Origin of the sequence: Variovorax paradoxus EPS, from assembly GCF_000184745.1 — a bacterium.
In the GTDB taxonomy this organism is placed as follows: Bacteria; Pseudomonadota; Gammaproteobacteria; order Burkholderiales; family Burkholderiaceae_C; genus Variovorax; species Variovorax paradoxus_C.
Map to the genome: position 1 here is coordinate 2,592,129 of NC_014931.1, position 23,038 is coordinate 2,615,166.

Below are 23,038 nucleotides of genomic sequence, written 5' to 3' on the forward strand. Positions count from 1 at the left end.
CCAGGCACGCGTGAACGCCTGGGCTTCGGTCACGACTTCGGGGGCAGCCGCGGGAGCGGGGCTAGGGGCGGCGGGCGGTTGTGGGTTCATTCCCGACTGTACCCCGCGCTGCGCCGGCCGCGGCCGGTTTTACCGAAGCATCGCGCCGGGCCATCGCCAGCAGGATGCCGGCCGCGACGAGGTTCGCGCCGATGCTGGCGACGATCGGCAGCAGGTAGCTGCGGCTGATGTCGAACGCAAAACCCGCCGCGCTCGGCCCGACCAGCGTGCCCACGGCCACGCTGGTGTAGAGCACGCCGATGATCGCGCTGATGTTGCGCCCGCCGAAGTAGTCCATCACCAGCGCCGGCAGCAGCGCGACGAAGCCGCCGTAGAACACGCCGTAGGCGAACGCGAACACGGCCAGCCCCCAGAACCCACCGGACACCGCCCAGACCACGAGTGACAGCGCCATGCCCGCCGACATCAGCGGCAGCGCGAGCTGGCGGCCGATGCGGTCGGCCAGCCCGCCGAGGAAGAACCGGCCCGCCGTGCTGCCGACGCCGATGGCGCCGAGCAGCAGCACTGCGGAAGTCGACGGCACACCATGGTCGAGCGCGTACGGCACGAGGTGGACGAAGGGCACGAAAAGGCCGAACGAACTGATGAGACAAGCCGCGAAGAGGCCGGCGAAGCGCCGCGATGTGACCGCTTCCCGCACCGTTGCGCCTGCGGGCTTGGCCGATGACGCCTGCGGCTGCGGCGGATCGCCGTCGGGCCCGAGTCCGCGCTCGCGCGGGTCGTTCTCGATGAAGAGCGCCATGCCCACGCCCACCACCACGGCGAGCGCGCCGAGCGCCAGATAGGCGTGGCGCCACCCGATGCCTTCGATGAGGAACGACGCCAGCGGCGGCATCACCAGCGTGCCCACGCCGATGCCGCTGACCGCCAGCCCCGACGCGAATCCGCGCCGCTTGACGAACCAGCGCTGCACCGCGCCGAGCACCGGCACATACGACGCGCCGACGCCCAGGCCCACGCCGAGCCCGTAGGCAAGGTAGATCTGCGTCAGGCTCTGCGCCTGCCCCGCGAGGGCGAGGCCCAGCCCGACCAGCACCATGCCCGCGACCGCGAGCCGCCGCGAACCCCATCGATCGGCAAGCGGTCCGCTGATGACGCCCAGCCCGAAGTAGAGAAAGCCCGCGAGCGAGAACACCAGCGACACCGAGCCGCGCGAGGCGCCGAAGTCGCGCTGCAGCGATTCGAGAAAGGCGCTGAAGGTGTAGGCGCTGCCGAAGCCCACGAGGGTCACGGCGAAGGCGCCCGCGACCACGAGCCAGCCGCGGAAGATGCGCGCGCGCTGCGATGTGGATGCATGGGTCAAGGGAGAGGTCTCCATGTTCTTCTTCAGTCCAGCGGATGGCGCCGATGCCATGTGGTCACGGCCTGGAACGCGGCACCGGCGCGGACCAGCGTGGCTTCGTCCATGTGCGCCGCGACGAGTTGGAATGCGAGCGGCATGCCGGCTTCGGTGAAGCCGCCGGGCAGTGTGATCGTGGGATGGCCGGTCATGTCGAAGGGCGCGGTATAGCGCAGCAGAGCGGACACCAGTGCCGGCGTTTCGCCCAGTGTCTGCATCGCCGCGACGGTTGGCGACGCGAAAGGGTGCACCGGGATCAGCAGCAGGTCGATGTCGGCGAACAGCGCCGAGACGCGGCCGCGCAAGGCCATGCTGCGCAGACGGATTTTCTGAAGTGCTGTTCCGTTCACCGACATGCCGTCCTCGATGACCGAAGCGAGGACAGGGCCATATGCATCCTTGCGCGACGGGTAGGTCGCTTCGTGCGCCACGGCCGCTTCCACCGCGCAGAGCGGAAACCAGTCCGCCACCGCCTCCGTCACGTCGGGAAAGCGCAGGTCGACGGGGCGGGCGCCGAGTGCGCGCAAGGTCTCGGCCGCGTCTTTCAGCATGGCCTGCGTCGCGGGGTCCACGCCGTCGTTGTTCCATGCGGCGTCGATGCCGATGCGGAGGCCTCGCACGCCGTGGTCCGCCGTCGCGAGATAGTCGGGCACTGGGTCGAGGGCTGCGGTCGGATCGTTCTCGTCGCTGCCCGCGATCACACCGAGCAGCACGCCGGCATCGAGCGCGCTGCGTGCCATCGGGCCGATGTGGTCCAGCGAGGCGGCAAGTTCGAACACGCCGTGCCGGCTCACGCGGCCCCAACTCGGCTTGATGCCGGTGAGGCCGTTGGCCGCACAGGGAAAGCGGATCGATCCGCCCGTGTCGGAACCCAGCGAGCCGTAGCAGAGGCCCGCCGCCGTCGCCACGCCCGAGCCGCTGGACGACATGCCGGGCCAATGGTCCGCATGCCACGGATTGCGCGGCGGCGTGATGGACGGGTGGTGGTCGGAATACGCGCCCTCGGTGAGCTGCAGCTTGCCGAGCAGCACCGCGCCGGCTTCCTTCAGGCGACGCACCACGGTCGCATCTTCGAAGGGAATGTGGTGCTTGTGGATCGCCATGCCGCCCGCGGTGGCGAAGCCTGCGGTGAAGCACAGGTCCTTCACCGCGATGGGCACGCCGTGCAGCGGTCCGCGGTACTGGCCCGCGGCGATCTCCGCCTGCGCCGCTTCGGCCTGCGCCATCGCGGCGTCGGGCATCACCAGCGCGTAGCTGTGGAGCGCTCCGTCCAGTGCGGAGATGCGGTGGAGTTGGGCGCGAAGTACCGTGACCGGAGAGACTTGGCGCGTGCGGATGCGCGCGGCCAGTTCGGTGAGTTCCAGGTAGTGGAGTGCGCCCGAGTGATCAGAATATCTAAGGCTCGGGAGATCGGAGGCATGCAACAAGACGGTTTCTCTTTTGAGTTTCGTTGTGCCAATATTCCTCCTTGAAACATCGACTCGCAAACCAGATTTTCTGAGGCTTTCGAATCAGATTAACTAAATGACAGAGCATCAACTCCCACCGCTCAATGCGCTGCGTGCCTTCGAGGCCTCGGCCCGCCATCTCTCCGTCAAGAATGCGGCGGATGAGTTGTGCGTGACGCCCGGCGCGGTAAGCCAATTGATCAAGACGCTGGAGGTGCACCTGGGCGTTCCGCTCTTTCGCCGTGTGAACCGCGGCATCTTCCTCACGGACGCCGGCCAGGCCTATCTGCCGCCGGTGCGCAACGCGTTCCGGCAGATCAGCGACGCCACGCGCCGTGTCGTGGTGCCAGAGGACACGGGCATCCTCACCGTGAGCGTCACGCCGTTCTTCGCTTCCGCCTGGCTGGTGCCGCGGCTCAAGGGCTTCCAGGATGCGCATCCGGATATCGACCTTCAGGTGGTGAGCAGCAGTGCGCTGGCCGACTTCTCGCGCGATGGCGTGGATGTCGCGATCCGCCACGGGCTGGGGCGCTACCCCGGTTTGAGCAGCCAGCGCGTGTTGACGGTGGAGATCGTTCCCGTCGCTGCGCCTGCATTGGTGAAACGCCTCGGCATGCCCGAGACGCCGGCCGGCCTCGTGCGCTGGCCGCGTGTGAACGATGCCGAACGCAAGGCGTGGGCGCTGTGGTTGCAAGCGCAGGGCATCGAGAGCACGGGGCCCACGCGCGGTCCGTCGTTCGACGACTCAGGCTTGCTGTTGAAGGCCGTGCTCGCAGGGCAGGGCGCGGCATTGCTGCCCGCCGCAGTAGTGGCCGACGACCTGGCGCAAGGCCGACTCGTGCAGCTGTCGGACGTGACTTGGCTTGAAGACTTCGCCTACTACCTCGTGTACCCGGAAAACAGCCACGACCGCCCGAAAGTCGCGGCCTTTCGCGGATGGATCCTGGGCGAGGCCAGCAAGAAGGTCACCCGCCCGCGCAAGAAGGCACCCGTCAAAGCAGCTCGATCCCGGGCAGGCTCTTGAAGCAGCTCTCGCGCGTGATGCGCACGAAATCGGCGAGCCACGGCTGGTCGGACGTGCCCTGCGTGCAAGCCATGTAGAGCCGCCCCGTCAGCCCCTTGCTGCCCACGCGGCGCGCGGTGACGTAGCCGCGGTCCAGGTAGTTCTGCACCGCCCACAGCGGCAGGGTCGCGACGCCGCGCCCGCTCGCCACCAGCTGCAGCATCGCCACCGTGAGCTCGGTCGTGCGCCGGTGTGCGGGCTCCACGCCGGCGGGCGCGAGCACCTGCCGAACGATGTCGAGCATCTCGTCGGGCACGGGGTAGGTGATCAGTGTCTGGTCGGCGAAGTGCCTGGCCGTGAGGTGCGTCTTGGCAGTGAGCGCATGGTCGTTGGCGAGCAGCGCGACGATCTCGAAGCGGAAGAGCGCGTGGTAGTCGACCGTTTCGGCGGGGTCTTCCTCGGAAACGATGGCCACCTCGGCTCGGTTCTGCATCACCAGCGCGATCGGGTCGGGGTGGAAGCCCGAGACGATGTCCAGTTCGATCTCGGGCCAGCGCTGGCGGAAGGCGTCCATGGCGGGCATCAGCCAGTCGAAGCAGGTGTGGCACTCGACCACGATGCGCAACTGACCGCTGCGTCCGAGCGCGAGGCGCGCCACGTCGCGCTCCGCTTCTTCGATCAGCGGCAGCGCGGTGTCCGCCAGTTGCAGCAGCCGCAGGCCCGTGGTGCTGAACTGCGGCGGCACCGACTTGCGCTCGAAGAGCTGCGCGCCGTAGCGGTCTTCGAGCAGCTTGATCTGGTGCGACAACGCCGACTGCGTGAGGTTGAGCAACTGCGCTGCGCGCACCAGGCTGCCGGTGTCGCGCAACGCGATGAGCGTGCGCAGGTGGCGTATCTCCAGAATCGATTGCAACATGAATGAGATTCAGGTGAATGGGCAAAAGGTTTCGTTTGAATCATAGACCCCAAACACCGACCATTGCGGATTCTCAAGATTCAAGCGACCGGATTACCTGCAATGACCACCCGTACCCACACCCTCGGCTTTCCGCGCATGGGCGCCAACCGCGAACTGAAGTTCGCACTCGAAAAGCACTGGCGCGGCGAAATCGACCGCACCGCGCTCGAGGCTGTCGGCGAGGAACTGCGTGCGCGCCACTGGCAGGCCCAGCGCGATGCGGGGCTCGACTTCGTGACGGTCGGCGACTTCGCCTACTACGACCACGTGGCCAACCACATCCAGCTGCTCGGCTGCGAGCCGGCGCGCTTCAACTTCTTCGGCGACGAGCCCGAGCTGTCGCGCTACTTCAAGATGGCGCGCGGCGTGGAGGATGAAATTCCCGACGCGGGTCATGTGCACGACGAAAGCTGCAAGCACGGCACCGAAGGCACCTTCGCGCTGGAGATGACCAAGTGGTTCGACACCAACTACCACTACCTCGTGCCCGAGTTCAACGCGGCCACGCAGTTCAAGCTGGCCTCGACGCGGCTCTTCGACGAAGTGGCGCAGGCGCAGCAGGCCGGGCATGCGGTCAAGGCCGTGCTGCTCGGGCCGCTGAGCTTCCTGTACCTGGGCAAGGAGAAAGAGGCCGGCTTCGACCGCTTCTCGCTGCTCGATGCGCTGCTGCCCGTGTACGAACAGGTGCTCACGCGCCTGAAGCAGCAGGGCGTGGAGTGGGTGCAGATCGACGAGCCCATCCTCGGCCTGGACCTGCCCGATGCCTGGCGCAACGCCTTCGAGCGCGCCTACTGGCAGCTCGCGCGCAGCGCGCCCAAGCTGATGCTGGCGACGTATTTCTCGCCGCTCTCCGATAACCTGCGCCTGGCCTGCCAGCTGCCGGTCGCCGGGCTGCATGTGGACGCGGTGCGTTCGCCGCAGGAGCTGACCGGCGTGGCCGACTGGCTTGCGGCGCACAAGGTGCTGTCGGTCGGCATCGTCGATGGCCGCAACATCTGGCGCACTGACCCCGATGCCGCGCTCGGCACGCTGCGCCCGGTGGTCGAAAAGAACCGCGGCGAGCTGTGGATCGCGCCGTCGTGCTCGCTGCTGCATGTGCCGTTCAGCCTCGCAGCCGAGACCAAGCTCGATGCCGAACTCAAGTCGTGGCTCGCCTTCGCCGTCGAGAAGCTCGATGAGCTGCGCATGCTGCGCGCCGTGCTCGATGGCGGTGAAGCATCGGTCGAGAACGAACTCAAGACCGCCCGCGCCGCCGTCGCCGCCCGCCGCAGCAGCCCGCGCGTGCACCGCGCCGACGTGGCGTTGCGCCTGGCGCGCAGCGTGGCCGGCGACGACGCCCGCAGTTCGGTCTTTCCGCAACGCCAGTCGGTGCAGCGCACGCGCTTCGCCTTGCCCGCGCTGCCGACCACCACCATCGGTTCGTTCCCGCAGACCTCCGACATCCGCGCCGCGCGCGCCTCATTCAAACGCGGCGAACTCGATGCGGCCGGCTATCGCGAGAAGATGCGCGCTGAGATTGCGCTCGCCGTTCGCAAGCAGGAAGAACTAGGCATCGACGTGCTGGTGCATGGCGAGGCCGAGCGCAACGACATGGTCGAGTACTTCGGCGAGCAACTCGACGGCTTCGCCTTCACCGCCAACGGCTGGGTGCAGTCGTACGGTTCGCGCTGCGTGAAGCCGCCGGTGATCTTCGGCGACGTGGCGCGCCCTGCCGCGATGACGGTCGAATGGACCGCCTACGCGCAGAGCCTCACCAAGCTGCCGATGAAGGGCATGCTCACCGGCCCGGTCACGATCCTGCAGTGGTCCTTCGTGCGCGACGACCAGCCGCGCGCCACCACCTGCGAGCAGATCGCCTGGGCGATCCGCGACGAGGTGGTGGACCTCGAGGGCGCGGGCATCGGCATCATCCAGATCGACGAGCCCGCGATCCGCGAAGGCCTGCCGCTGCGCCGCGCCGGCTGGCCCGCGTACCTGAAGTCGGCCACGCGCGCCTTCCGCATCAGCGCCTCGGGCGTGCGCGACGAGACGCAGATCCACACGCACATGTGCTATTCGGAATTCAACGACATCCTGCCGGAGATCGCGGCGATGGACGCCGACGTGATCACCATCGAGACCAGCCGCTCCGACATGGAATTGCTGCGCGGCTTCGGTGGCGAGAACAACGCTGGCGGCTTTCGCTATCCGAACGAGATCGGCCCGGGCGTGTACGACATCCACTCGCCGCGCGTGCCCTCGGTGGACGAGATCGTGCGCCTCATGCGCAAGGCCGCAGTCGTGGTGCCGCACGAGAACCTCTGGATCAACCCGGACTGCGGCCTGAAGACCCGCGGCTGGCCGGAGACGGAGGCGGCGCTGTCGAACATGGTCACTGCCGCGAAGCTGCTGCGCAAGGAACTGGCGGCGGCCTGAAGCAGGGAAGGTCGTGACGCGCGCCAATAATGGCGGCATGACTGTCTCTTCCCTCGTAGCCAAACGCTTTACCCTCATTCTTTCGCTGCTGCTCGCGCCAGCCATGGCCTGGGCGCAAGACCGTGCGCAGGCACTGCTGCAGTTCGAAGGTGTGCAGGCGCGCTACCAGGCCGCGTATGCGCCCGGCGCCGTGTCGCGCGATGCGCGCCAGTTGCTGGACCCGCCGGACCAGGCCATCGCCGACAAGGCGCTCGCGGCGCTGGACACGGCCGCATCGCGGTCGTTCGATGTCAAGGCTTCCGTGGCCGCGATCCAGCAGGAGGTGGCTGCTGCGGGCAAGGGCGGTGCCGCGCCGAGCCCGCAGGTGCTGGAGGCGGTGGCTCGACTCGCGAAGCTGCGCGCCGACTACGCCGCGATGGACGACACGGCCAAGGTCGAGTTCTTCAACCGCGAGCGCGCGAAGCCGGCCGACCCGGTGCGCACCGAGCTGCTCGAGCGCATGGCCGTGGCCGACACGCGCGAAGTCGATTTCTCCAGCCAGTTGCTGCTGAGTTCGGTCGTGAAGCAGTTGGCCCGCGGCAATGCCGGCCAGTTCACCTCGCTGCCCGATCGCACGCTCGACATGGCCGTCGACACGCTGTGGTCGCGTGGCATCACCTCGCCGCGTCCGCGCAACCTGCTGACGGTGGCGCGGGAGTTCGAGAAGCAGGTCACGCAGGCGCTGCTCGCGGCATTGCCCGATGCGGACGTGGCAGCCTTGCTCGCCTGGCGCAACGATCCGCAGGCCGCGGCCGAGCGCGAAGCGCTGGTGGGCGCCTACCGCGCCGAGGTCAAGGGGAGCGGCGCCGTGGCGATCCGGACGCTGGTGCGCGGCTGGCCCCGCTCTTGAGTGCAGTGCGCGCGGCGCCGTACTTGTCGGGCGCCGCCGCATAGGGCATGAAGCGGCTCTGGTTCTCGTCCACATCGAGCGGCCGGCCGACGAACGGAAACGCGCGCTGCGGGCAGGTCTCGCGCTCGCACACCTTGCAACCCGCGCCGATCGGCGTGGGCACCTCGGGGTCACGCAGGTCCATGCCCTTGGAATAGACGAGTCGCGTGGCGTGGCTGATGTCGCAGCCCAGGCCAATCGAAAAGGTCTTGTTGGGCGAGCCGTAGCCGCGAAAGCCGTGTGACACGGTGCGCGCGATCCAGAGGTAGGCGCGGCCATCGGGCATGCGCGCGAGCTGCGTCAACACGCGGCCCGGTTGGGCGAAAGCCTCGTACACGTTCCATAGCGGGCAGGTGCCGCCGGTCTTCGAGAAATGGAAGTGCGTGGCCGACTGGCGCTTGGAGATGTTGCCGGCGCGGTCGACGCGAATGAGGAAGAAGGGCACGCCGCGCGCCTCGGGCCGCTGCAGCGAACTCAGGCGGTGGCAGATCGTCTCGAAGCCGACGCCGAAGCGGCGCGCGAGCTGGTCGATGTCGTAGCGCAGTTGCTCGGCCGCTTCGAGGAACACGCCATAGGGCAGCAGCAATGCAGCGGCGAAGTAGTTCGCGAGGCCGATGCGGGCGAGCGAACGCGCGGTGTCGCTCGACAGCGGCGCTTCGGTGACCAGCTTGTCGATCAAGTCGCCGACTTCGAGAAAGGCGAGTTGCGTCGCGAGCTGGAAGGCGTGCTGGCCCGGCTCCAGGTAGCGCGAGAGCCGGAGCACGCGCGTGGCCGGATCGAAGCGGCGTTGCGCGCCGCCTTCGTCGTCTTCGGCCGGGATCACCTGTACGCCGTGTGTTTCGAGCAGGCGCTGCGCGAGCCGGTCGCCGGGGTTGCCCTCGCGCAATCGCCACTGCACGGAGAAGGCTTCGGCGGCGTTGTCGAGCGGGGCGATGTGGTTCTGGTGCGCGAAGAAGAAGTCGCGCACTTCCTCGAAGGGCATCGGTCGCGCCTGCGGCATGCGCGCGAGATCGCCGCGGCCATCGCCGAGTTCGCCGGCCAATGCTTCGAGGCGTTCCATCGCATCGCGGTGCCGCTGGTGCAGCGCGACCAGCGCACGGCCCACCGCGGGCATCTGCGTGGCGACTTCGCGCAGTTCGGCGAGCGCGACCGCATCGCCGCCCGGGTTGTCGGCCAGCGCCTCGCGCAGGCTCGCAACCAGGCGCGCTTCCTCGTCTTCCGAGAAGGCCTGGATGTCGACGCCCAGCGTGGCATGCAGGCGCAGCAGCACCGGCACGGTGAGGGGGCGCTGGTTCTGCTCGATCTGATTGAGGTAGCTGGGCGACAGGCCCAGTTGCTGCGCAAGCGCGAGCTGGCTCAGGCCGCGTTCTTCTCGGAGGCTGCGCAGCCGCACGCCCATGAAGGTCTTCTTCATCGTTCGATCCGTTGTTCGAAAGGACTACCTGATTCGCAATATTCGCAAATCTGGCGTGGTGAGTTTGCAATCATTCGCCAATTGGGAAATCCATTATGGGCGCGATCTTGCGTAAGTTGCGAATTTGTCGCGTGCTGCCGCGGCCGCGACCGCAGCTACGGCAAGTCGGGACATCGTCGATGCGTCTCGAAAAGAGGGACGTGGCCCGCCCATGCCATGCTGGACAAGATGGCGGTCGCCATCATTGCCGTCATGAAGACGCCGTCCGCGGCCGAACACTTGAATGGCATGGGCATCGAAACCATCGGCGGTACGTGCACGCCTCGGCGGCGTGGCCAGGGCGACGGGCACGAAGGAAGACCGGCGCTTGGAGCTGGCATGCAACGTGCGTCGGCCTATAAGGCATGGCACCTTGGCGGCATGCCCTTGCTTGACGAACTAGAGGAAAAGTACGCAAACTAGCCGGGTTTTCAGAGACAGAACGGGCACTTGACTTAGCCTCGTCACAAAGTTCCCGGTCATTGTTTCAGTTTCATGAACACTGCGATTCGATTGAGTAGGGTTTTCCCTTGGAATCGTGGTGCAAACTTCAGGGCATCCAAAGCCCAATCAAGAAGGAAATTGAAATGAAGACCTCGAACATCCTCGCCGCCGCCGCTCTCTCCCTGCTCGCCGCCGCTGGCGCCCATGCAGAAACCTACGAAGGCGTGCAACCCCTGACCTCCGGCTACAGCCGCGCCGATGTGGCGCCCCAAGCTGCTGCTGCCGCCCGCGCCGGCAACGAATACAGCGATGCTGCTTCGTCCACCGCCGCTCCGACGCTGACCGCTTCGACCACCGACCGCGCCACCGTTCGCGCCCAAGCTGTTGCCGCTGCACACGCACCGGGCCAGAACCTGCGTCCCGAAACCTTCGCCGGCAGCGTGATTCCCGCGCAAGCGAAGGGCCTGACCTTCACGCGTCAAGCCGGCCTGTAATCCGTTGCGGCGAAAGCCGCTTCAGGTCACAAGCCAAAAAGAAAACCGGACCGTGCGAAAGCGCGATCCGGTTTTTTCATTGGGCGTCTGTTTGTTTATTTCTTCTTCGACCCGTGCCGGTGGCAGTCCGGCGCATGGTCGTCCACGATGCCGGTCGCCTGCATCCACGCATAGACGATCACCGGCCCGACAAACTTGAAGCCGCGCTTCTTGAGCGCCTTCGAGATCTCTTCCGACAGCGGCGTCTGCGTCGGCACCTTGCCGGTCTTGTTGACGATCGGCTTGCCGCCGGCCATGCCCCAGATGAACGCCGAGAAATCCTCGCCCGCCGCCTGCATCGCAAGGTAGGCGCGTGCGTTGCCGATGGTGGCCTCGATCTTGGCCCGCGCGCGCACGATGCCCGCATCCTGCATCAGCCGCTCGACATCGTCGGCGGTGAACTTGGCGACCTTCTCGGGCACGAAGCCCTCGAAGGCCTTGCGGAACGCATCGCGCTTGCGCAGGATGGTGATCCACGCAAGGCCGGCCTGAAAGCCGTCGAGCATCAGCTTTTCCCACAGCGCGCGGCTGTCGTATTCGGGCACGCCCCATTCGGCGTCGTGGTAGTCGCCCAAGAGCGGGTCGGTCTGGGCCCAGGCGCAACGGGTTTTTGGGGTCGTGGTGCTGTTCATTGTTCGATGTGTCGCTCGGCTATCGTCGGGAGATGTTTTCAGAATGAGGGAGTCACCCTGATGCAGCAATTTCGATTTTCATTGTCGGCCCTTTCATTGGGCATCGCGCTCGGTCTCGGTGCACCGGCCTTTGCCGACACGCTCCAGAAACCGGCGCTCGACCAACTGGCCGCGGCATGGAAAAGCAGCGGCAAGGCGCCCGCCGATTTCAATGCCTTCCTCACCTAGGCCGAGAGGGCCCATCCGGAGTTGAAACCCGCCGTGGCCGCCTACAGAAAGAAGGCGATGCTGGCTGGCGACGATCTCACCAACACCGCCCGTCTGCTCGGCCTCTACAACCGCCTGCAGAACCAGGAGGCCGTGATCGCGAGCATCGGCACGATGGTGGCGATTCCCACGGTGCGCAACGTGCAGGTGCCGCCGCACGAGAGCCCGCAGATCATCGAGTTCGGCAAGCTCGTGGAGAAGATGGCGAAGGACTTCGGCCTGGCCTTCCGCAACGTCGACAACCGCATCTTCGAGGTCAGCCTCAAGGGCAGGGGCACTGAGGAGTTCGGCATCCTCACGCATGCCGACGTGGTGCCCGCGGTGCTCTCCGAATGGGTGCTCGACGACGGCACGAAGCTCGATCCCTTCACGATGACCCGCGTGGGCGACTTCCTCTACGGCCGCGGCACCATCGACGACAAGGGCTCCATCGCCGCCGTGCTCTATGCGATGAAGGCGGTGAAGGACAGTGGCCTGCCCATCGACCGCAGCATCCGCCTGATGATCGAGACCACCGAGGAAACGGGCGGCGATGCGATGGTGTACTACCGCAGCAAGACCCAGCTGCCGGCCTACAACATCGTGCTCGACAGCAAGTACCCCGCGGTCGTCGCGGAGAAGGGCTCGGGCGCGCTCAAGGTGTTCTTCCCCGCGGAGAACACGGACGCCGCATCGACCGCGATCACCGCGATGAGCGGCGCGGCATCCGCCAATGCGATCTCGCAGACCGCGACCGCAACGTTGAAGGGCGGCGATCTCGCCGCGGCAGCCGCGAAGCTCGAAGCGGCGAAGGCCGCCTTCCTCCAGAAGTACGAGCCGCAGGGCGGCAAGTTCGCCATCGACATCGCGCGCAAGAGCGACAACGGCGACAGCATCGACATCAAGGTCACCGGCACGTCGGCCCATGGCTCGCGGCCTGAAGAGGGCGTGAACCCGCTGCCACGCCTCGCGCTCTTCCTGCAGGAATCGGGCGCGCCACTCGCCGCCAACCACTACCTGAAGGCCGTGAAGTACATCGATGCGCTCTACGGCACCGGCTACCTCGGCGAGAAGATAGGCCTTGGCTACAAGGACGACTTCATGGGCCCGCTGACCTTCTCGCCCAACCTCATCCGCATGGGCAACGACGGCAAGCTCGAGGTGACGACCAACGTGCGCATGCCGCGCGGCCGCACGCCCGACGAGTTGAAGTCGCAGGTAACGGCCAAGGTCAACGCATGGGCCGCGGCGAACCAGGTAAAGCTCGACGTCAACTACGACCAGGGCAACTGGATGGCCCGCGACCCAAGGGCGCGTGGCTCTCGACGCTGCTCGACATCTACGGCAGCACCACCGGCCTCGAAGCCAAGCCCGTGCCCACGGCAGGCAGCACGACCGCCAAGCTGATGCCCAACGCGATCAACTTCGGCCCCGCGATGCCGGGCAAGAAATACACCGCGCACAACGCCAAGGAATACAAGGAAGTGCCGGACCTCGATGCCGACATGCAGATGTTCACCGAGATGCTGGTGCGCATCGGCAACCTGCAGCAGATGCAGTGACCTGGCGCAGTTTGCAAACCTAAAGCTGCACCTTGCGCCTCATCCGCTACGTTTCTTCGTAGCGCGATGCGGCATGCCGAAAGCATGGCGCGGGTTATCGTTGAAGGCTCCATTTTTCGTGAACAGGGAGTCACCTTCATGCAGCAATTTCGCGTCTCGTTGTCGGTCCTTACCATGGGCTTGATGGCAGCAGGCCTCACCGCACCGGCCTTTGCAGAAACGCTCAAGAAACCCGCGCTCGATGAGCTGGCAACGGCCTGGCAAGGCGGCAAGACCGCATCCAGTTTCAACGCCTTCCTCAGCCAGGCCGAGAAGGCCAACCCCGCGTTGAAACCCGCCGTGGCCGCCTACCGCAAGAAGGCGACGCTGACAGGCGACGACCTCACCAACATCGGGCGCCTGCTCGGCCTCTACAACCGCCTGCACAACCAGAAGGCGGTGATCGCGAGCCTAGGCGCCATGGTGGCGCTGCCGACCGCGCGCAATGTCCAGATTCCGCCGCACGAGAACCCCGCCATCATCGATTTCGGCAAGCTGGTCGAGAAGACCGCAAAGAGCTTCGGGCTCGCTTACCGCAACGTCGACAACCGCATCTTCGAAGTCAGCCTGAAGGGCAAGGGCACCGAAGAGTTCGGCATCCTCACGCATTCGGACGTGGTGCCTGCGGTGCTCTCCGAGTGGGTGCTCGACGACGGCACCAAGCTCGATCCCTTCACGATGCAGCGCGTGGGCGACCGCCTCTACGGCCGCGGCACCATCGACGACAAGGGCTCCATCGCGGCCGTGCTCTACGCGATGAAGACGGTGAAGGAAAGCGGCATCCCGATCCAGCGCACCATGCGCCTGATGATCGAGACCACCGAGGAGACCGGCGGCGATGCGATGGAGTACTACCGCGGCAAGACCAAGCTGCCCGAATACAACATCGTGCTCGACAGCGGCTACCCGGCCGTCGTGGCCGAGAAGGGTGCGGGCTCGCTGAGCGTGTTCTTCCCCGCCGAAAAAACCGATGGCACCGTCACCGCGATCACCGACATGGGCGCGGCCGCTGCGGTCAACGCGATCTCGCAGACCGCCAGCGCCACGCTCAAGGGCGGCGATCTTGCGGCCGTTCAGGCCAAGCTCGAAGCAGCGAAGGCGGCCTTCCTGCAGAAGTACGAACCGCAAGGCAAGTTCGCGATCGCGATCACGCGGGGTGCCGACAGCGTGGACATCAAGATCACCGGCATTTCGGCCCATGGCTCGGAGCCCCAGAACGGCGTGAACCCGCTGCCGCGCCTGGGCCTGTTCCTGCAGGAGTCGGGTGTCGCGCTGGCCGACAACCAGTTCTTGAAGGCGATCAAGTACATCGACGATCTCTACGGCACCGGTTACCTCGGCGAGAAGATGGGCGTGGGCTACAAGGACGACTTCATGGGCCCGCTGACGTTCTCGCCCAACCTGATCCGCACCGATGCCGATGGTCGCGTGGTCATGGCCGTCAACACGCGCATGCCGCGCGGCCGCACGCCCGAGGAGCTGAAGGCGCAGGTGGAAGCCAGGATCAACGAGTGGGCCGCGGCGAACAAGGCCAAGGTCGAGATCAAGTACGACCAGGGCAACTGGATGGCGCGCGACCCGTCGGGCCGCTGGCTCGCCACGCTGCTCGACATCTACGGCGACACCACCGGCCTCGAAGCCAAGCCCGTCTCCGCGGCCGGCGCGACCACGGCCAAGCAGATGCCCAACGCGATCAGCTTCGGCCCCGGCATGCCCGGCAAGAAGTACACGGGACACAACGCCAAGGAATACAAGGAAGTGCCCGACCTGGACGCCGACCTGCAGATGTTCACCGAGATGCTGGTGCGCATCGGCAATCTGCAGCAGATGCAGTAGGCAGCGCGCCGCGGCACTGCAGTGCCGCGGCCGCTGTCAGCGCAGCCCGTGCGCCTGCAGCGCGGCCTTGAGCCGCCGCACCTCGTGCTGCAGATCGAGGATCAGCGCGGCCGCATCGAGGCCCACGCCGAAGTCGCGTTCCAGCCGGCGTGCCTCGAGCGCGCATTGCAGGTCGGTGCTGGAGAACTGCCAGCGCTCGGGCGGCGCCTCGGCCGTGGTGACCTGCACGATGCCGACTTCGACCAGTTGCACCACCCAGGCAGTGTCGGCGCCCACGGCATGGGCCAGTTCGTTCAGCGCAAGCGGTTGCGAGGCGCTGATGGCGGTTGCGGTGGTGATGGAAACAGTCGCCATGCTCAGACTCCCAGGTGCTGGCGCGGGTTGAACGAAGAGGCCGCCTCTGCAAGCTGTTCATAGGCCGCACGCGCGGCGTCGCTGTCCGCGGGCGGCAGCGCGATCTCGATCAGCAGGTACAGGTCGCCGGGCGTCTTGCCCTTCAAGCCGCGGCCCTTCAGCCGCAGCTTCATGCCGCCGCGCGCATTGCGCGGCACCGTGACCTCGACCACGCCGCCGCCCGGTGTCGGCACCTCGACCTGCGCGCCGAGCGCGGCTTCGGAGGGCGTGACGGGCAGCGTCATGTAGATGTTGCGCTCTTCCACGCGGTAGAGCTTGTGCGGCGCGATGCGCACCTCGAGGTACAGGTCGCCGGCCGCTTCGCCGCCATGGCCGGGCATGCCTTGCCCGGCGAGGCGGATGAACTGGCCGGGGTGCACGCCCGGCGGGATCTTCACGCTGAGCGTGCGGTTCTCCCACTGCGGGTGGCCTTGCGCGTCGACGGTTTGCGCGCGCAGGGTGATCTCGCGCTCGGCGCCGTTGAGCGCGTCTTCCAGCGCGATCTCGATGGCTGCGTGGTGGTCCTCGCCGCGTGCGCGGTAGTTCTGGCGCGCGGCACCGCGCCGCTCGGCTTCGCCGAACATGGAGGAGAAGAATTCGCTGAAGTCCGCGTGGTCGGCCGGGCCCTGGCGCGGGCCGCGGTGGAACTCGAAGCCCGAGTCCCAGCCCGGCGGCGGCTGGAAGTCGCCCCCGGGGCTGCCGCCGCGCGCGACGCGGTCGGCCAGCGCGTCGTAGGCGGCGCGCTTTTCCTTGTCGCCCAGCACGTCCTTGGCCTCGTTGATCTCGCGCATGCGCTTCTCGGCGTCGGGCTCCTTGCTGACGTCGGGGTGGTACTTGCGGGCGAGCTTGCGATAGGCCTTGCGCACCTCGTCGTCGGACGCGGTGCGCTCGATGCCCAGTGCGCTGTAGTAGTCCTTGAATTCCATGGTGGTGATGGTCGTTTCAATGGACGGCGGACCGGGCGGCCTGGCTAGGCCAGCGCGGAGGCGCCATCGACATGCCGCAGCAGCGGCGTTATGGCCCATGTAAGGCCGCTGCGCGAAAAACGCAATGGCTGCGCGTTGCCGAGCACGGTAACGTCGATGGGCACGCCCAGCAGCGCGGCCAGCGCGTACAGCGTGCCGCCGTGCGCCACCACGAGCACCGGCGCGGGTTGCTTCAGGGCCGCGTCGAGCGCGGCGCGCTTGCGAGCAACGAACTGCGTGAGCGTCTCGCCGCCCTCGGGCTCGCAGGCCCAGTCGATGTTGGCGGACGAGGTGCCGATCAGGGCGCCGAAGTTGCGCTCGCGCAGTTCGGCCTGCGCTGTGGGCGTGAGCCGCAGCGTTGCCGCCACCGTGTGGGCGGTGTCGAAGGCGCGGCGCGCGTCGCTGCAGACGATGGTGCGGATCGGTTCGCCCGCGAGCAGCTCTGCCGCATGCGCCGCCTGCTGCAGGCCGAGCTCGCTCAGCGGCTCGTCGACCGCCTGGAAGATGCGCAGCGCATTGCGCCCGGTCTGGCCGTGGCGCAGAAAGTAGAAGTGATCGCAGGCCGGCGAGAGCGGCTGCGTGGCGGCGATCTCGACCAGTTGGTCGAGGCCGCCGGCAGGGGTGTGGGTGGGCGCGTTCTGTGACATGGGTTGGATATCTGTCGATGGCTCAGTAGGCCAGCTGAATCGGCTGGCCTTCGCGCTGCGCCTGCACGTCCGCCGGATGGAAGGGCAGCGCATGCCATTGCTTCGCCGCGAACAGCGGCAGCTGGTCGTAGGCGCGCGGCGAGGCGAGGTCGCTGCTCTGGCCATAGGTGAGCAGGCCCTGCGCGACCGGTCCGCGCTCGTCGAAGGTCACGACCTGCATGTAGCTGCTGCCGTAGTTGACGTTGTAGCCCTTCGGGTCGATGAGCGACTGGCCCTGCGATTCGAGCTTGTTCAACACGCCCTCGAACTCGTCGCCGCCGTGCAGCGCGATCTTCTGGCCGCGCACCTCGCGCGATTGCGGCACGCCCAGCGGCACGTCGGCCGCGAAGCCCGCGGTGCGCACGATGCCGACCGCGTCGCCCAGCGCCTTGAACACCGCCTCGCGCGTGGCGGGCGTGGCCATGTCGAGGCCGGCCGGCGTCGCGACCGGCTGCGCCGGATCGAAGGGCACGCGCCACACCTTCGGCAGATCCTTGGCCTTGCGCCAGAACTCGCGGAACAGCGCGGCGCCCTTCGAATCGGCATTGCTGGTGCGGTCCCAGGCGGAGAGCACGCGGCAACCGAGCACCTGGTCGGCGTTCAGCGCCGCGCCGCCGGCGGCGCAGGCCGCCTGCAGGTCGTCCATCACGAGCAAGCCGGCGAGGTTCCTGTCGCGAAAGATCACGCTGCGCAGCTCGGCCGCACCCATGCGGTTGCCGGGCAGGCCGTCGGTGCCCGCGAGGCGGCCTTCGATCTCCATGATGCCGCTGCGCGTGCGCAGCCGCTGCGGCACGCCGATGGGGCCGACCAGCGGCGAGACACCCGCCATCGGTGCAATGCGCGGGTTGCTGAGCCAGAAGCTGTCGTTGCTGTTCTGCACATAGTCCGGCGTGACGACGACCGGCATGCGCGCCGGCGCGATGACGCCGGGCGCGGCGGCCGTGATGTCTCGGTTCCAGGCGCATGCGCTGCGCGAGCCGTCGAGCACCGGCAGGCCCGCCGCGCCGAGCAGCGCCGCGGCGGCGGGCGAGGGCGCGCAGGCCTGGAGCATGTCAGCCGACACATCGGGCACCACCGAGAGGTCGGCATACATCGCATTGCCGTCGCGGTCGGCCGCGATGGTGTTGATCCACGGCATGCCCTGGTTGCCCATGGCGGCGCGCAGCTCGGTCACGTTGCGGGCGCGCGCCATGCGCATCCAGCTTTCGGCCGAGCGCACGTTGAGCGTGTTGGCATCGCGGATCGCATAGGCCTTCTGCGCGGTCCAGCCGAGGCCGGCGCGCGGCAGCGAGATGACGGGGCCCCAGTCGGTCGCATAGAAGGTGTGCTGCACCGGCGCGCCGCCGCCCGTCGCCGCAGCCGGCAGCACGACGGTGCGCGCGACCATCTTCTTCGGCTGGCCGTCGATCAGGTACACGGTCGGGTCGTTGGGGTCGAGCTTCAGTTCATAGAGCGTGAAGCGCTTGCCGGTCGACACGGTGTGAGTCCATGCCACGTCCTTGTTGAAGCCGATCGCCACCACCGGGCTCAGGCCACCGGAGGCACCCATCACGTCGAGTTGGCCGGGGATGGTGAGGTGCATTTGCCAGAAGCGGTTGGTGCCATTCCACGGAAAGTGCGGATTGCCCAGCAGCAGGCCGCGCCCGTCGGGCGTGGCGTTGCGCCCGAAGGCCCAGCCGTTGGAGCCGAGTTCGCCGCCTTCGGGATTCGCGTTGAAGCTGTGGCGGCCGATTTCGGCCACGGCTTCCTTCAGGTCGACGGGCGCTGCGCCGGTCTTCACTCCGGCCGCAACGGGTGCGGGCGGGACAGCCGCCAGCACCGCACCGGCCAGCGCGCCCAGGCCGCCCTGGATCATCGACATCTCGGTGGCGCGCGACAGGTCGGCCATGGTCATCGGCCGCACCCAGGGCTTGCCGCGGCAGGCGGCGGGCAGGCCATTGGGGCCCGCGTCCTGCAGGTAGCGGTTGTAGCCCGCCACGTAGCCGCGCAGCGCGGCCTTCACATCCAGGCTGGTGGTGGCCCCGGCGCGCGCGAGCGCCTCGTCGTCCATGTGATAGCGGATGAACAGGTCGATCTGCGCATTGGGCGCCCGGCCCAGCCCGATCTCGCCGGTGTTCTGCGCGCCGAGGAACTGCGAGCGCTCGCCGCGCAGCGTGAGCAGGTGCTCGGCGGTCTGGCAGACGTTGTCCTGCGCGTGCGCGTAGGCGGTGCCGTAGGCCAGGCCTTCGTAGTCGGACGCCGTGACGTGCGCGATGCCGTAGGTGGTGCGCTCGATGGTCACGCTGCGTCCGCTGGAGGGCGGCGCGCTGGCGCAGGCGCCGAGCAGGGCGGCGAGGCCCAGAACGCTCAGACGGAAGGCCGTCAACGGGAACCGGGAGATCGGAGTGTTCGAAATCATGGTGCGGGCGTGTGGTTTTGAAAAGGCCTGGAAACCGGAACCGATTAGAGGGCGAGCCTCCGCCGCGCGCTGTCACGGGCGCGGCACGCCGCGCATGCTTCAGCCGAACTTCATGCCCTTGGGGCGCGCCTGCAGGCGTTCGATGTAGGCGTCCAGCTTCGGTCGGTTCAGCTTGCCGCCGAAGGCGCGATGCCAGATGAGGCACGAACCGATCATCACGTCCGCTGCGGTGAACTGCGCGCCAAAGAGGTAGGGGCCATCGCCGAGTTCGCGCTCGACCGCATTCTTGGCCTCTTCGAAATTCGTCCAGCCGCGCGCGCTGTTGTTGCTGCGGATCTTCATCAGGCTGTCGCCCATGGCGGGTTCGAACTGCGCGGTCGAATACACCATCAGCGACAGGTAGCGGCCACGCTCGGGCGTGCCGACGGAGGGCGCAAGCCGCTTGCCGGGAAACTTCTCGGCGATGTACATGCAGATGGCCGCGTTCTCGAAGATGCGCGTGCGGCCGTCGACCAGCGCGGGCAGCTTGCCGGACGGGTTGATCTTCAGGTACTCGGGGCGCTTGTGCGCCTTGTCCTTGATGAGCGTGGTCACGATTTCGTAGTCGACCTCGGCCTCGTCGAGCATCCACTTGGCGACTTGCGAACGGCTTTGCGGGTCGAAATACAGCTGCATGGTCATGGACGTTCTCCTTCGGCTTGAGGAAATCAGAACTTGGGAATGCGCAGCGTCTTGCTGATCATCAGCGTGCCCGAGAGCCCGAACAGCAGCGCGAGCGGATGCAGCAGCCATGGGCCGATGGTCCAGGCGCCGCCCCAGACGGCACTGCCGATGTGGCCCTGCGACGCCACATACGCCAGCACGCCCACCAGCACCACGCTGGTCGGGATCGGCGTGCCCTCGAAATACTTCACCTTGTCAGCGCCTTCGGACAGCGCCTCGGCCGTGACGTTGTAGCGCGCGAGCCGGCTCACGCCGCAGCACACGAAATAGATGAGGAGGATGCAGTCCCACCCGCCGTTCAGGCCCGCCGCGAAGCCCAGGGCAGCGGGCGCGACGCCGAACGAGATCACGTCGGCCAGCGAGTCGAGTTCGCGGCCGAGCGCGGAGTGCGTCTGGCGCCAGCGCGCGATGCGGCCGTCGAACACGTCGAAGATGAACGCCGCCGGTGCAAGCGCGGCCGCCCAGTAGAACTGCGCGAGCGACTGGCTCGCCATGTAGGCCATCGCCAGGAACACCCCGCCGACGCCGCAGGCCGCATTGCCGAGCGTGAACACGTCGGCCAGATGAAAGCCGCGGATCATCGAGAAATGCTTGCGGGCCGGGGCGGGAGAAGGTGTGGTCATGGAGGGGCTGAAAAGAACGCCGGAGGACGGGTGAGCCGCACCTTAACCGAAGCGCGCGGCGCACTTTGTAGTCGCGCTCCGACGCCGTGTCCCGTCTGAAAGCCTAGGCGGAGGGCGTCGCGCAGGCGTTGAGAAAAAAGTGCGCAAGCGTCCCGGCCGTCCGCCCGAGGCGAACTGCGCGAGGGGCGCGGCGGACGTATCAGGCATGGCGATGCGCTTCGGCGATGCGCGCGAAGCGTCCGAGCAGCGCGGCGGCCGTGGGGGTTTCGGCCACGCGGTCGCGCAGCTCGGCGGGGTCGGTGCCGCGGGCCTTCAGGTCGTCGGCCAGCATGTCGACGTAGCCGCGCATCGTCTCGGCGTCGAACTCGGGGTGGAACTGCACGCCCCAGGCATTCGTGCCGACGCGGAACGCCTGCACCGGCTCGTGCGCGTTGCCAGCCAGTCGCACGGCGCCTTCGGGCAGGCGCAGCGCGCTCTGCAGGTGCACCACGTGCGCCGGGAATTCGGCCGGCAAGCCCTGCAGCAGCGGATCGGTGGCGGCGGCTTCGTCGAGCGTGACGGTCACAGTGCCGATCTCGATGCCTTCTGGATGGTCGCCCGCCTCGCCGCCGAGCGCGTGCGCGAGCAATTGGTGGCCGTAGCAGATGCCGAGCACGGGCGTGCCGTGCGCCACAAGCTGCGCGAGCCATTCGGCGGTGCGCTCGCTCCAGGGCTCGCGGTGCGACACCATGGCATGCGAGCCGGTGATCACCACGCCAGACACTGCGTCGGGTTCAGGCAGCGTGTCGCCGCGGCGCGGGTCGATCACGAGGAGGGGAAGGGTCTGCGAATCGAGGCCATCGGCGATCCAGTGCTCGAAGTCGCCGCGGCGTTCGCGCAGCCTTGCATGGGTGTCGCCGAGCTTGACGATGACGAGCGGGTGAGGGCGGTGGTTGTCCATGGCCGGGATGATGCCGCAGCCAGGGCCGCGAGCGCTATCGCCGGCAACGATGGATTGGACCTTGTCCGACCCGCCGATGCGCGCTGTGCCCGCGCGTGCGCGCCGCGGTTGGCCAAAAAACTGGGCTCAGCCTGTTTCATTCAAGTTCAACCAAGGAGACCCATGGCAAACAACCCGACCACGAGCACCCAAGGCAACGACGCGTCTGCAGCGACGCTCCGTATCGACCGCGGCGACACGAGCCAGGTCGCCCGCTGGACCCACGAATTCGACGTGACCGAAGCACAACTGGCCGAAGCGATCGAAGCCGTCGGCGACAAGGCCGCCGACGTGGAGCTCTACCTCAAGGGCAGCCGAAGCGCCACGAACGCGGACAAGGTCGACGACGCGAGCTGACGCGGCGCCCGGCTTCAGCGCACGTGCGCTTCGTAGGCCGCTTCCAGTTCGGAGAGGTTCGTCCAGAACCCCTGCGGCTTGCGCTCGTGCAGCACGGCGTCGAGCACCTCCAGGTGCGCATGCCAGCCGCTCGCGACGCTCACCGTTTCCTTGCGGTCCGGCAGGCGGCGGTGCGTGAGCACGAACTGCGTGCCGTCACCCTTCGGTGAGAGTTCGAAGGTGACTTCGGAGGCGGCGTCGCTCTCGCTGCCCCAAGTGATCGTCAGGAGTTTGGGCGGTTCGATGCGCACCACGCGCGATTTCTGGATGTGCGTCTTGCGATAAGCCGCGTAGTGCTCAGGCGCTTCTTCGCCCGAGAGTTCGCTGTGCTGGAAGCGCAGTTCGAAGACGCCGCCCGGCGCTGCGGCCATGGAGCCGCCGGCCAGCCAGGTCCTGCGCTTCTCGGGGTCGACGAGGTAGGCCCACACGCGCTCGACGGGCGCGGGCAGGATGCGCTCCACGCGCAGGGTGGCCGGTGCTGTCTGTGTACCGAGGCTGTGCTTGAGAGTCATGGGATGTGTGCTCCTTGAGGGTTCGTTCGCTTGCTACTTGCCGGATGTGTCGCGCCGCAGCTCCTCCGCCAGCGCGTCGAGATGGGTGTTCCAGAAGCCTTCGTAGTGGCGCAGCCACGCGTCGGCCGTCGCCAGCGCCGCCGGTTCGAGCCGGCAGACATGCGCCCGGCCGAGCACGGTGCGCGAGACCAGGCCCGCGCGCTCCAGTGTCTTCACGTGCTTTGACGCGCCCGCGAAAGACATGTGGAACGGCGCGCCGAGTTCGCCCACGCTGCAGTCGCCCTGGGCCAGCAGTTGCAGCATGGTGCGGCGCGTACCGTCGGCGAGGGCGTGGAATACGGCGTCGAGCCGTTCGTCATCTAATTCAACCATAAAGTTGAATATAGATGGATTTCAAAGATAATTCAACCAATGAGTTGAATGAAGGTGTCGATCCGTTACACCCGATACACGCGAGACGCGAATGC

At 67.4% G+C, this 23,038-nt stretch carries 21 protein-coding genes and 1 pseudogene; 8 read left to right on the top strand and 14 right to left on the bottom strand.

Features of this window, described 5'->3' with window-relative positions:
* Positions 1–61 precede the first annotated feature (61 nt).
* Positions 62–1,378 (bottom strand): MFS transporter, encoded by a 1,317-nt coding sequence (locus tag VARPA_RS11985; RefSeq protein WP_013540829.1) that lies wholly within the window; start codon positions 1,376–1,378, stop codon positions 62–64.
* Positions 1,379–1,386: 8 nt separating this feature from the next.
* Complete coding sequence (locus VARPA_RS11990; protein ID WP_013540830.1) at positions 1,387–2,826, bottom strand: amidase; 1,440 nt, start codon at positions 2,824–2,826, stop codon at positions 1,387–1,389.
* 97 nt (positions 2,827–2,923) lie between these two features.
* Between VARPA_RS11990 and gcvA the strand changes: the two genes are divergently transcribed.
* Positions 2,924–3,871 carry a transcriptional regulator GcvA gene (gcvA, locus tag VARPA_RS11995; protein ID WP_013540831.1) on the top strand — a complete coding sequence of 316 codons (948 nt, stop codon included), beginning with the start codon at positions 2,924–2,926 and terminating at the stop codon, positions 3,869–3,871.
* On the opposite strand, the gene VARPA_RS12000 is transcribed toward gcvA, so the two are convergent.
* Complete coding sequence (locus VARPA_RS12000) at positions 3,840–4,766, bottom strand: LysR family transcriptional regulator (RefSeq protein WP_013540832.1); 927 nt, start codon at positions 4,764–4,766, stop codon at positions 3,840–3,842. The genes gcvA and VARPA_RS12000 overlap by 32 nt on opposite strands.
* Before the next feature lie 102 nt (positions 4,767–4,868).
* Between VARPA_RS12000 and metE the strand changes: the two genes are divergently transcribed.
* On the top strand, positions 4,869–7,223 hold the full coding sequence (gene metE / locus VARPA_RS12005; protein ID WP_013540833.1) for a 5-methyltetrahydropteroyltriglutamate--homocysteine S-methyltransferase: 2,355 nt from the start codon (positions 4,869–4,871) through the stop codon (positions 7,221–7,223).
* A 37-nt stretch (positions 7,224–7,260) separates the two neighbouring features.
* Positions 7,261–8,112 carry a hypothetical protein gene (locus VARPA_RS12010; protein WP_041943530.1) on the top strand — a complete coding sequence of 284 codons (852 nt, stop codon included), beginning with the start codon at positions 7,261–7,263 and terminating at the stop codon, positions 8,110–8,112.
* Here VARPA_RS12010 and VARPA_RS12015 read toward each other — a convergent pair.
* Entirely contained in the window at positions 8,054–9,565 is a 1,512-nt protein-coding gene (locus VARPA_RS12015; protein WP_013540835.1) for a short-chain fatty acyl-CoA regulator family protein, read from the bottom strand. The genes VARPA_RS12010 and VARPA_RS12015 overlap by 59 nt on opposite strands.
* 216 nt (positions 9,566–9,781) lie before the next feature.
* On the opposite strand from VARPA_RS12015, the gene VARPA_RS12020 reads away from it, so the two are divergent.
* The gene (locus tag VARPA_RS12020) at positions 9,782–10,027 is read left to right on the top strand and encodes a hypothetical protein (protein ID WP_013540836.1); all 246 of its coding nucleotides are present in this window, start codon (positions 9,782–9,784) and stop codon (positions 10,025–10,027) included.
* 164 nt (positions 10,028–10,191) lie between these two features.
* On the top strand, positions 10,192–10,542 hold the full coding sequence (locus VARPA_RS12025; RefSeq protein WP_013540837.1) for a hypothetical protein: 351 nt from the start codon (positions 10,192–10,194) through the stop codon (positions 10,540–10,542).
* Positions 10,543–10,637: 95 nt separating this feature from the next.
* On the opposite strand, the gene VARPA_RS12030 is transcribed toward VARPA_RS12025, so the two are convergent.
* Positions 10,638–11,213, bottom strand: coding sequence for a DNA-3-methyladenine glycosylase I (locus tag VARPA_RS12030; protein ID WP_013540838.1), 576 nt, complete (start codon positions 11,211–11,213; stop codon positions 10,638–10,640).
* 60 nt (positions 11,214–11,273) lie between these two features.
* On the opposite strand from VARPA_RS12030, the pseudogene VARPA_RS12035 reads away from it, so the two are divergent.
* Together VARPA_RS12035 and VARPA_RS12040 are read left to right on the top strand one after the other, a co-directional pair.
* Positions 11,274–13,021 (top strand): annotated as a pseudogene (locus VARPA_RS12035) (dipeptidase).
* Positions 13,022–13,159: 138 nt separating this feature from the next.
* Positions 13,160–14,896, top strand: a complete 1,737-nt coding sequence (locus VARPA_RS12040) for a dipeptidase (RefSeq protein ID WP_013540839.1) — start codon at positions 13,160–13,162, stop codon at positions 14,894–14,896.
* Between the two features lie 36 nt (positions 14,897–14,932).
* On the opposite strand, the gene VARPA_RS12045 is transcribed toward VARPA_RS12040, so the two are convergent.
* The 7 genes from VARPA_RS12045 to VARPA_RS12075 form a co-directional block, all read right to left on the bottom strand.
* A complete protein-coding gene (locus VARPA_RS12045) occupies positions 14,933–15,250 on the bottom strand; it encodes a chaperone modulator CbpM (RefSeq protein WP_013540840.1) in 318 nt (105 codons plus the stop codon).
* 2 nt (positions 15,251–15,252) lie between these two features.
* The gene (locus VARPA_RS12050; protein WP_013540841.1) at positions 15,253–16,215 is read right to left on the bottom strand and encodes a DnaJ C-terminal domain-containing protein; all 963 of its coding nucleotides are present in this window, start codon (positions 16,213–16,215) and stop codon (positions 15,253–15,255) included.
* 44 nt (positions 16,216–16,259) lie between these two features.
* Positions 16,260–16,901, bottom strand: a complete 642-nt coding sequence (locus VARPA_RS12055) for a histidine phosphatase family protein (protein WP_013540842.1) — start codon at positions 16,899–16,901, stop codon at positions 16,260–16,262.
* 22 nt (positions 16,902–16,923) lie between these two features.
* Positions 16,924–19,338, bottom strand: coding sequence for a penicillin acylase family protein (locus tag VARPA_RS12060; RefSeq protein WP_013540843.1), 2,415 nt, complete (start codon positions 19,336–19,338; stop codon positions 16,924–16,926).
* Between the two features lie 99 nt (positions 19,339–19,437).
* Positions 19,438–20,019 carry a glutathione S-transferase family protein gene (locus tag VARPA_RS12065; protein ID WP_013540844.1) on the bottom strand — a complete coding sequence of 194 codons (582 nt, stop codon included), beginning with the start codon at positions 20,017–20,019 and terminating at the stop codon, positions 19,438–19,440.
* 26 nt (positions 20,020–20,045) lie between these two features.
* Positions 20,046–20,684 carry a CDP-alcohol phosphatidyltransferase family protein gene (locus tag VARPA_RS12070; RefSeq protein ID WP_013540845.1) on the bottom strand — a complete coding sequence of 213 codons (639 nt, stop codon included), beginning with the start codon at positions 20,682–20,684 and terminating at the stop codon, positions 20,046–20,048.
* Between the two features lie 199 nt (positions 20,685–20,883).
* Entirely contained in the window at positions 20,884–21,624 is a 741-nt protein-coding gene (locus VARPA_RS12075; protein ID WP_013540846.1) for a glutamine amidotransferase, read from the bottom strand.
* A gap of 162 nt (positions 21,625–21,786) precedes the next feature.
* Here VARPA_RS12075 and VARPA_RS12080 point away from each other — a divergent pair, with 162 nt between their 5' ends.
* Positions 21,787–22,020, top strand: coding sequence for a DUF3606 domain-containing protein (locus VARPA_RS12080; protein WP_013540847.1), 234 nt, complete (start codon positions 21,787–21,789; stop codon positions 22,018–22,020).
* 14 nt (positions 22,021–22,034) lie between these two features.
* Here the strand turns inward: VARPA_RS12080 and VARPA_RS12085 are convergent, their stop codons facing one another.
* Positions 22,035–22,571, bottom strand: coding sequence for an SRPBCC family protein (locus tag VARPA_RS12085; protein ID WP_013540848.1), 537 nt, complete (start codon positions 22,569–22,571; stop codon positions 22,035–22,037).
* A gap of 33 nt (positions 22,572–22,604) precedes the next feature.
* Positions 22,605–22,943, bottom strand: a complete 339-nt coding sequence (locus VARPA_RS12090) for an ArsR/SmtB family transcription factor (protein WP_013540849.1) — start codon at positions 22,941–22,943, stop codon at positions 22,605–22,607.
* Positions 22,944–23,038 lie beyond the last annotated feature (95 nt).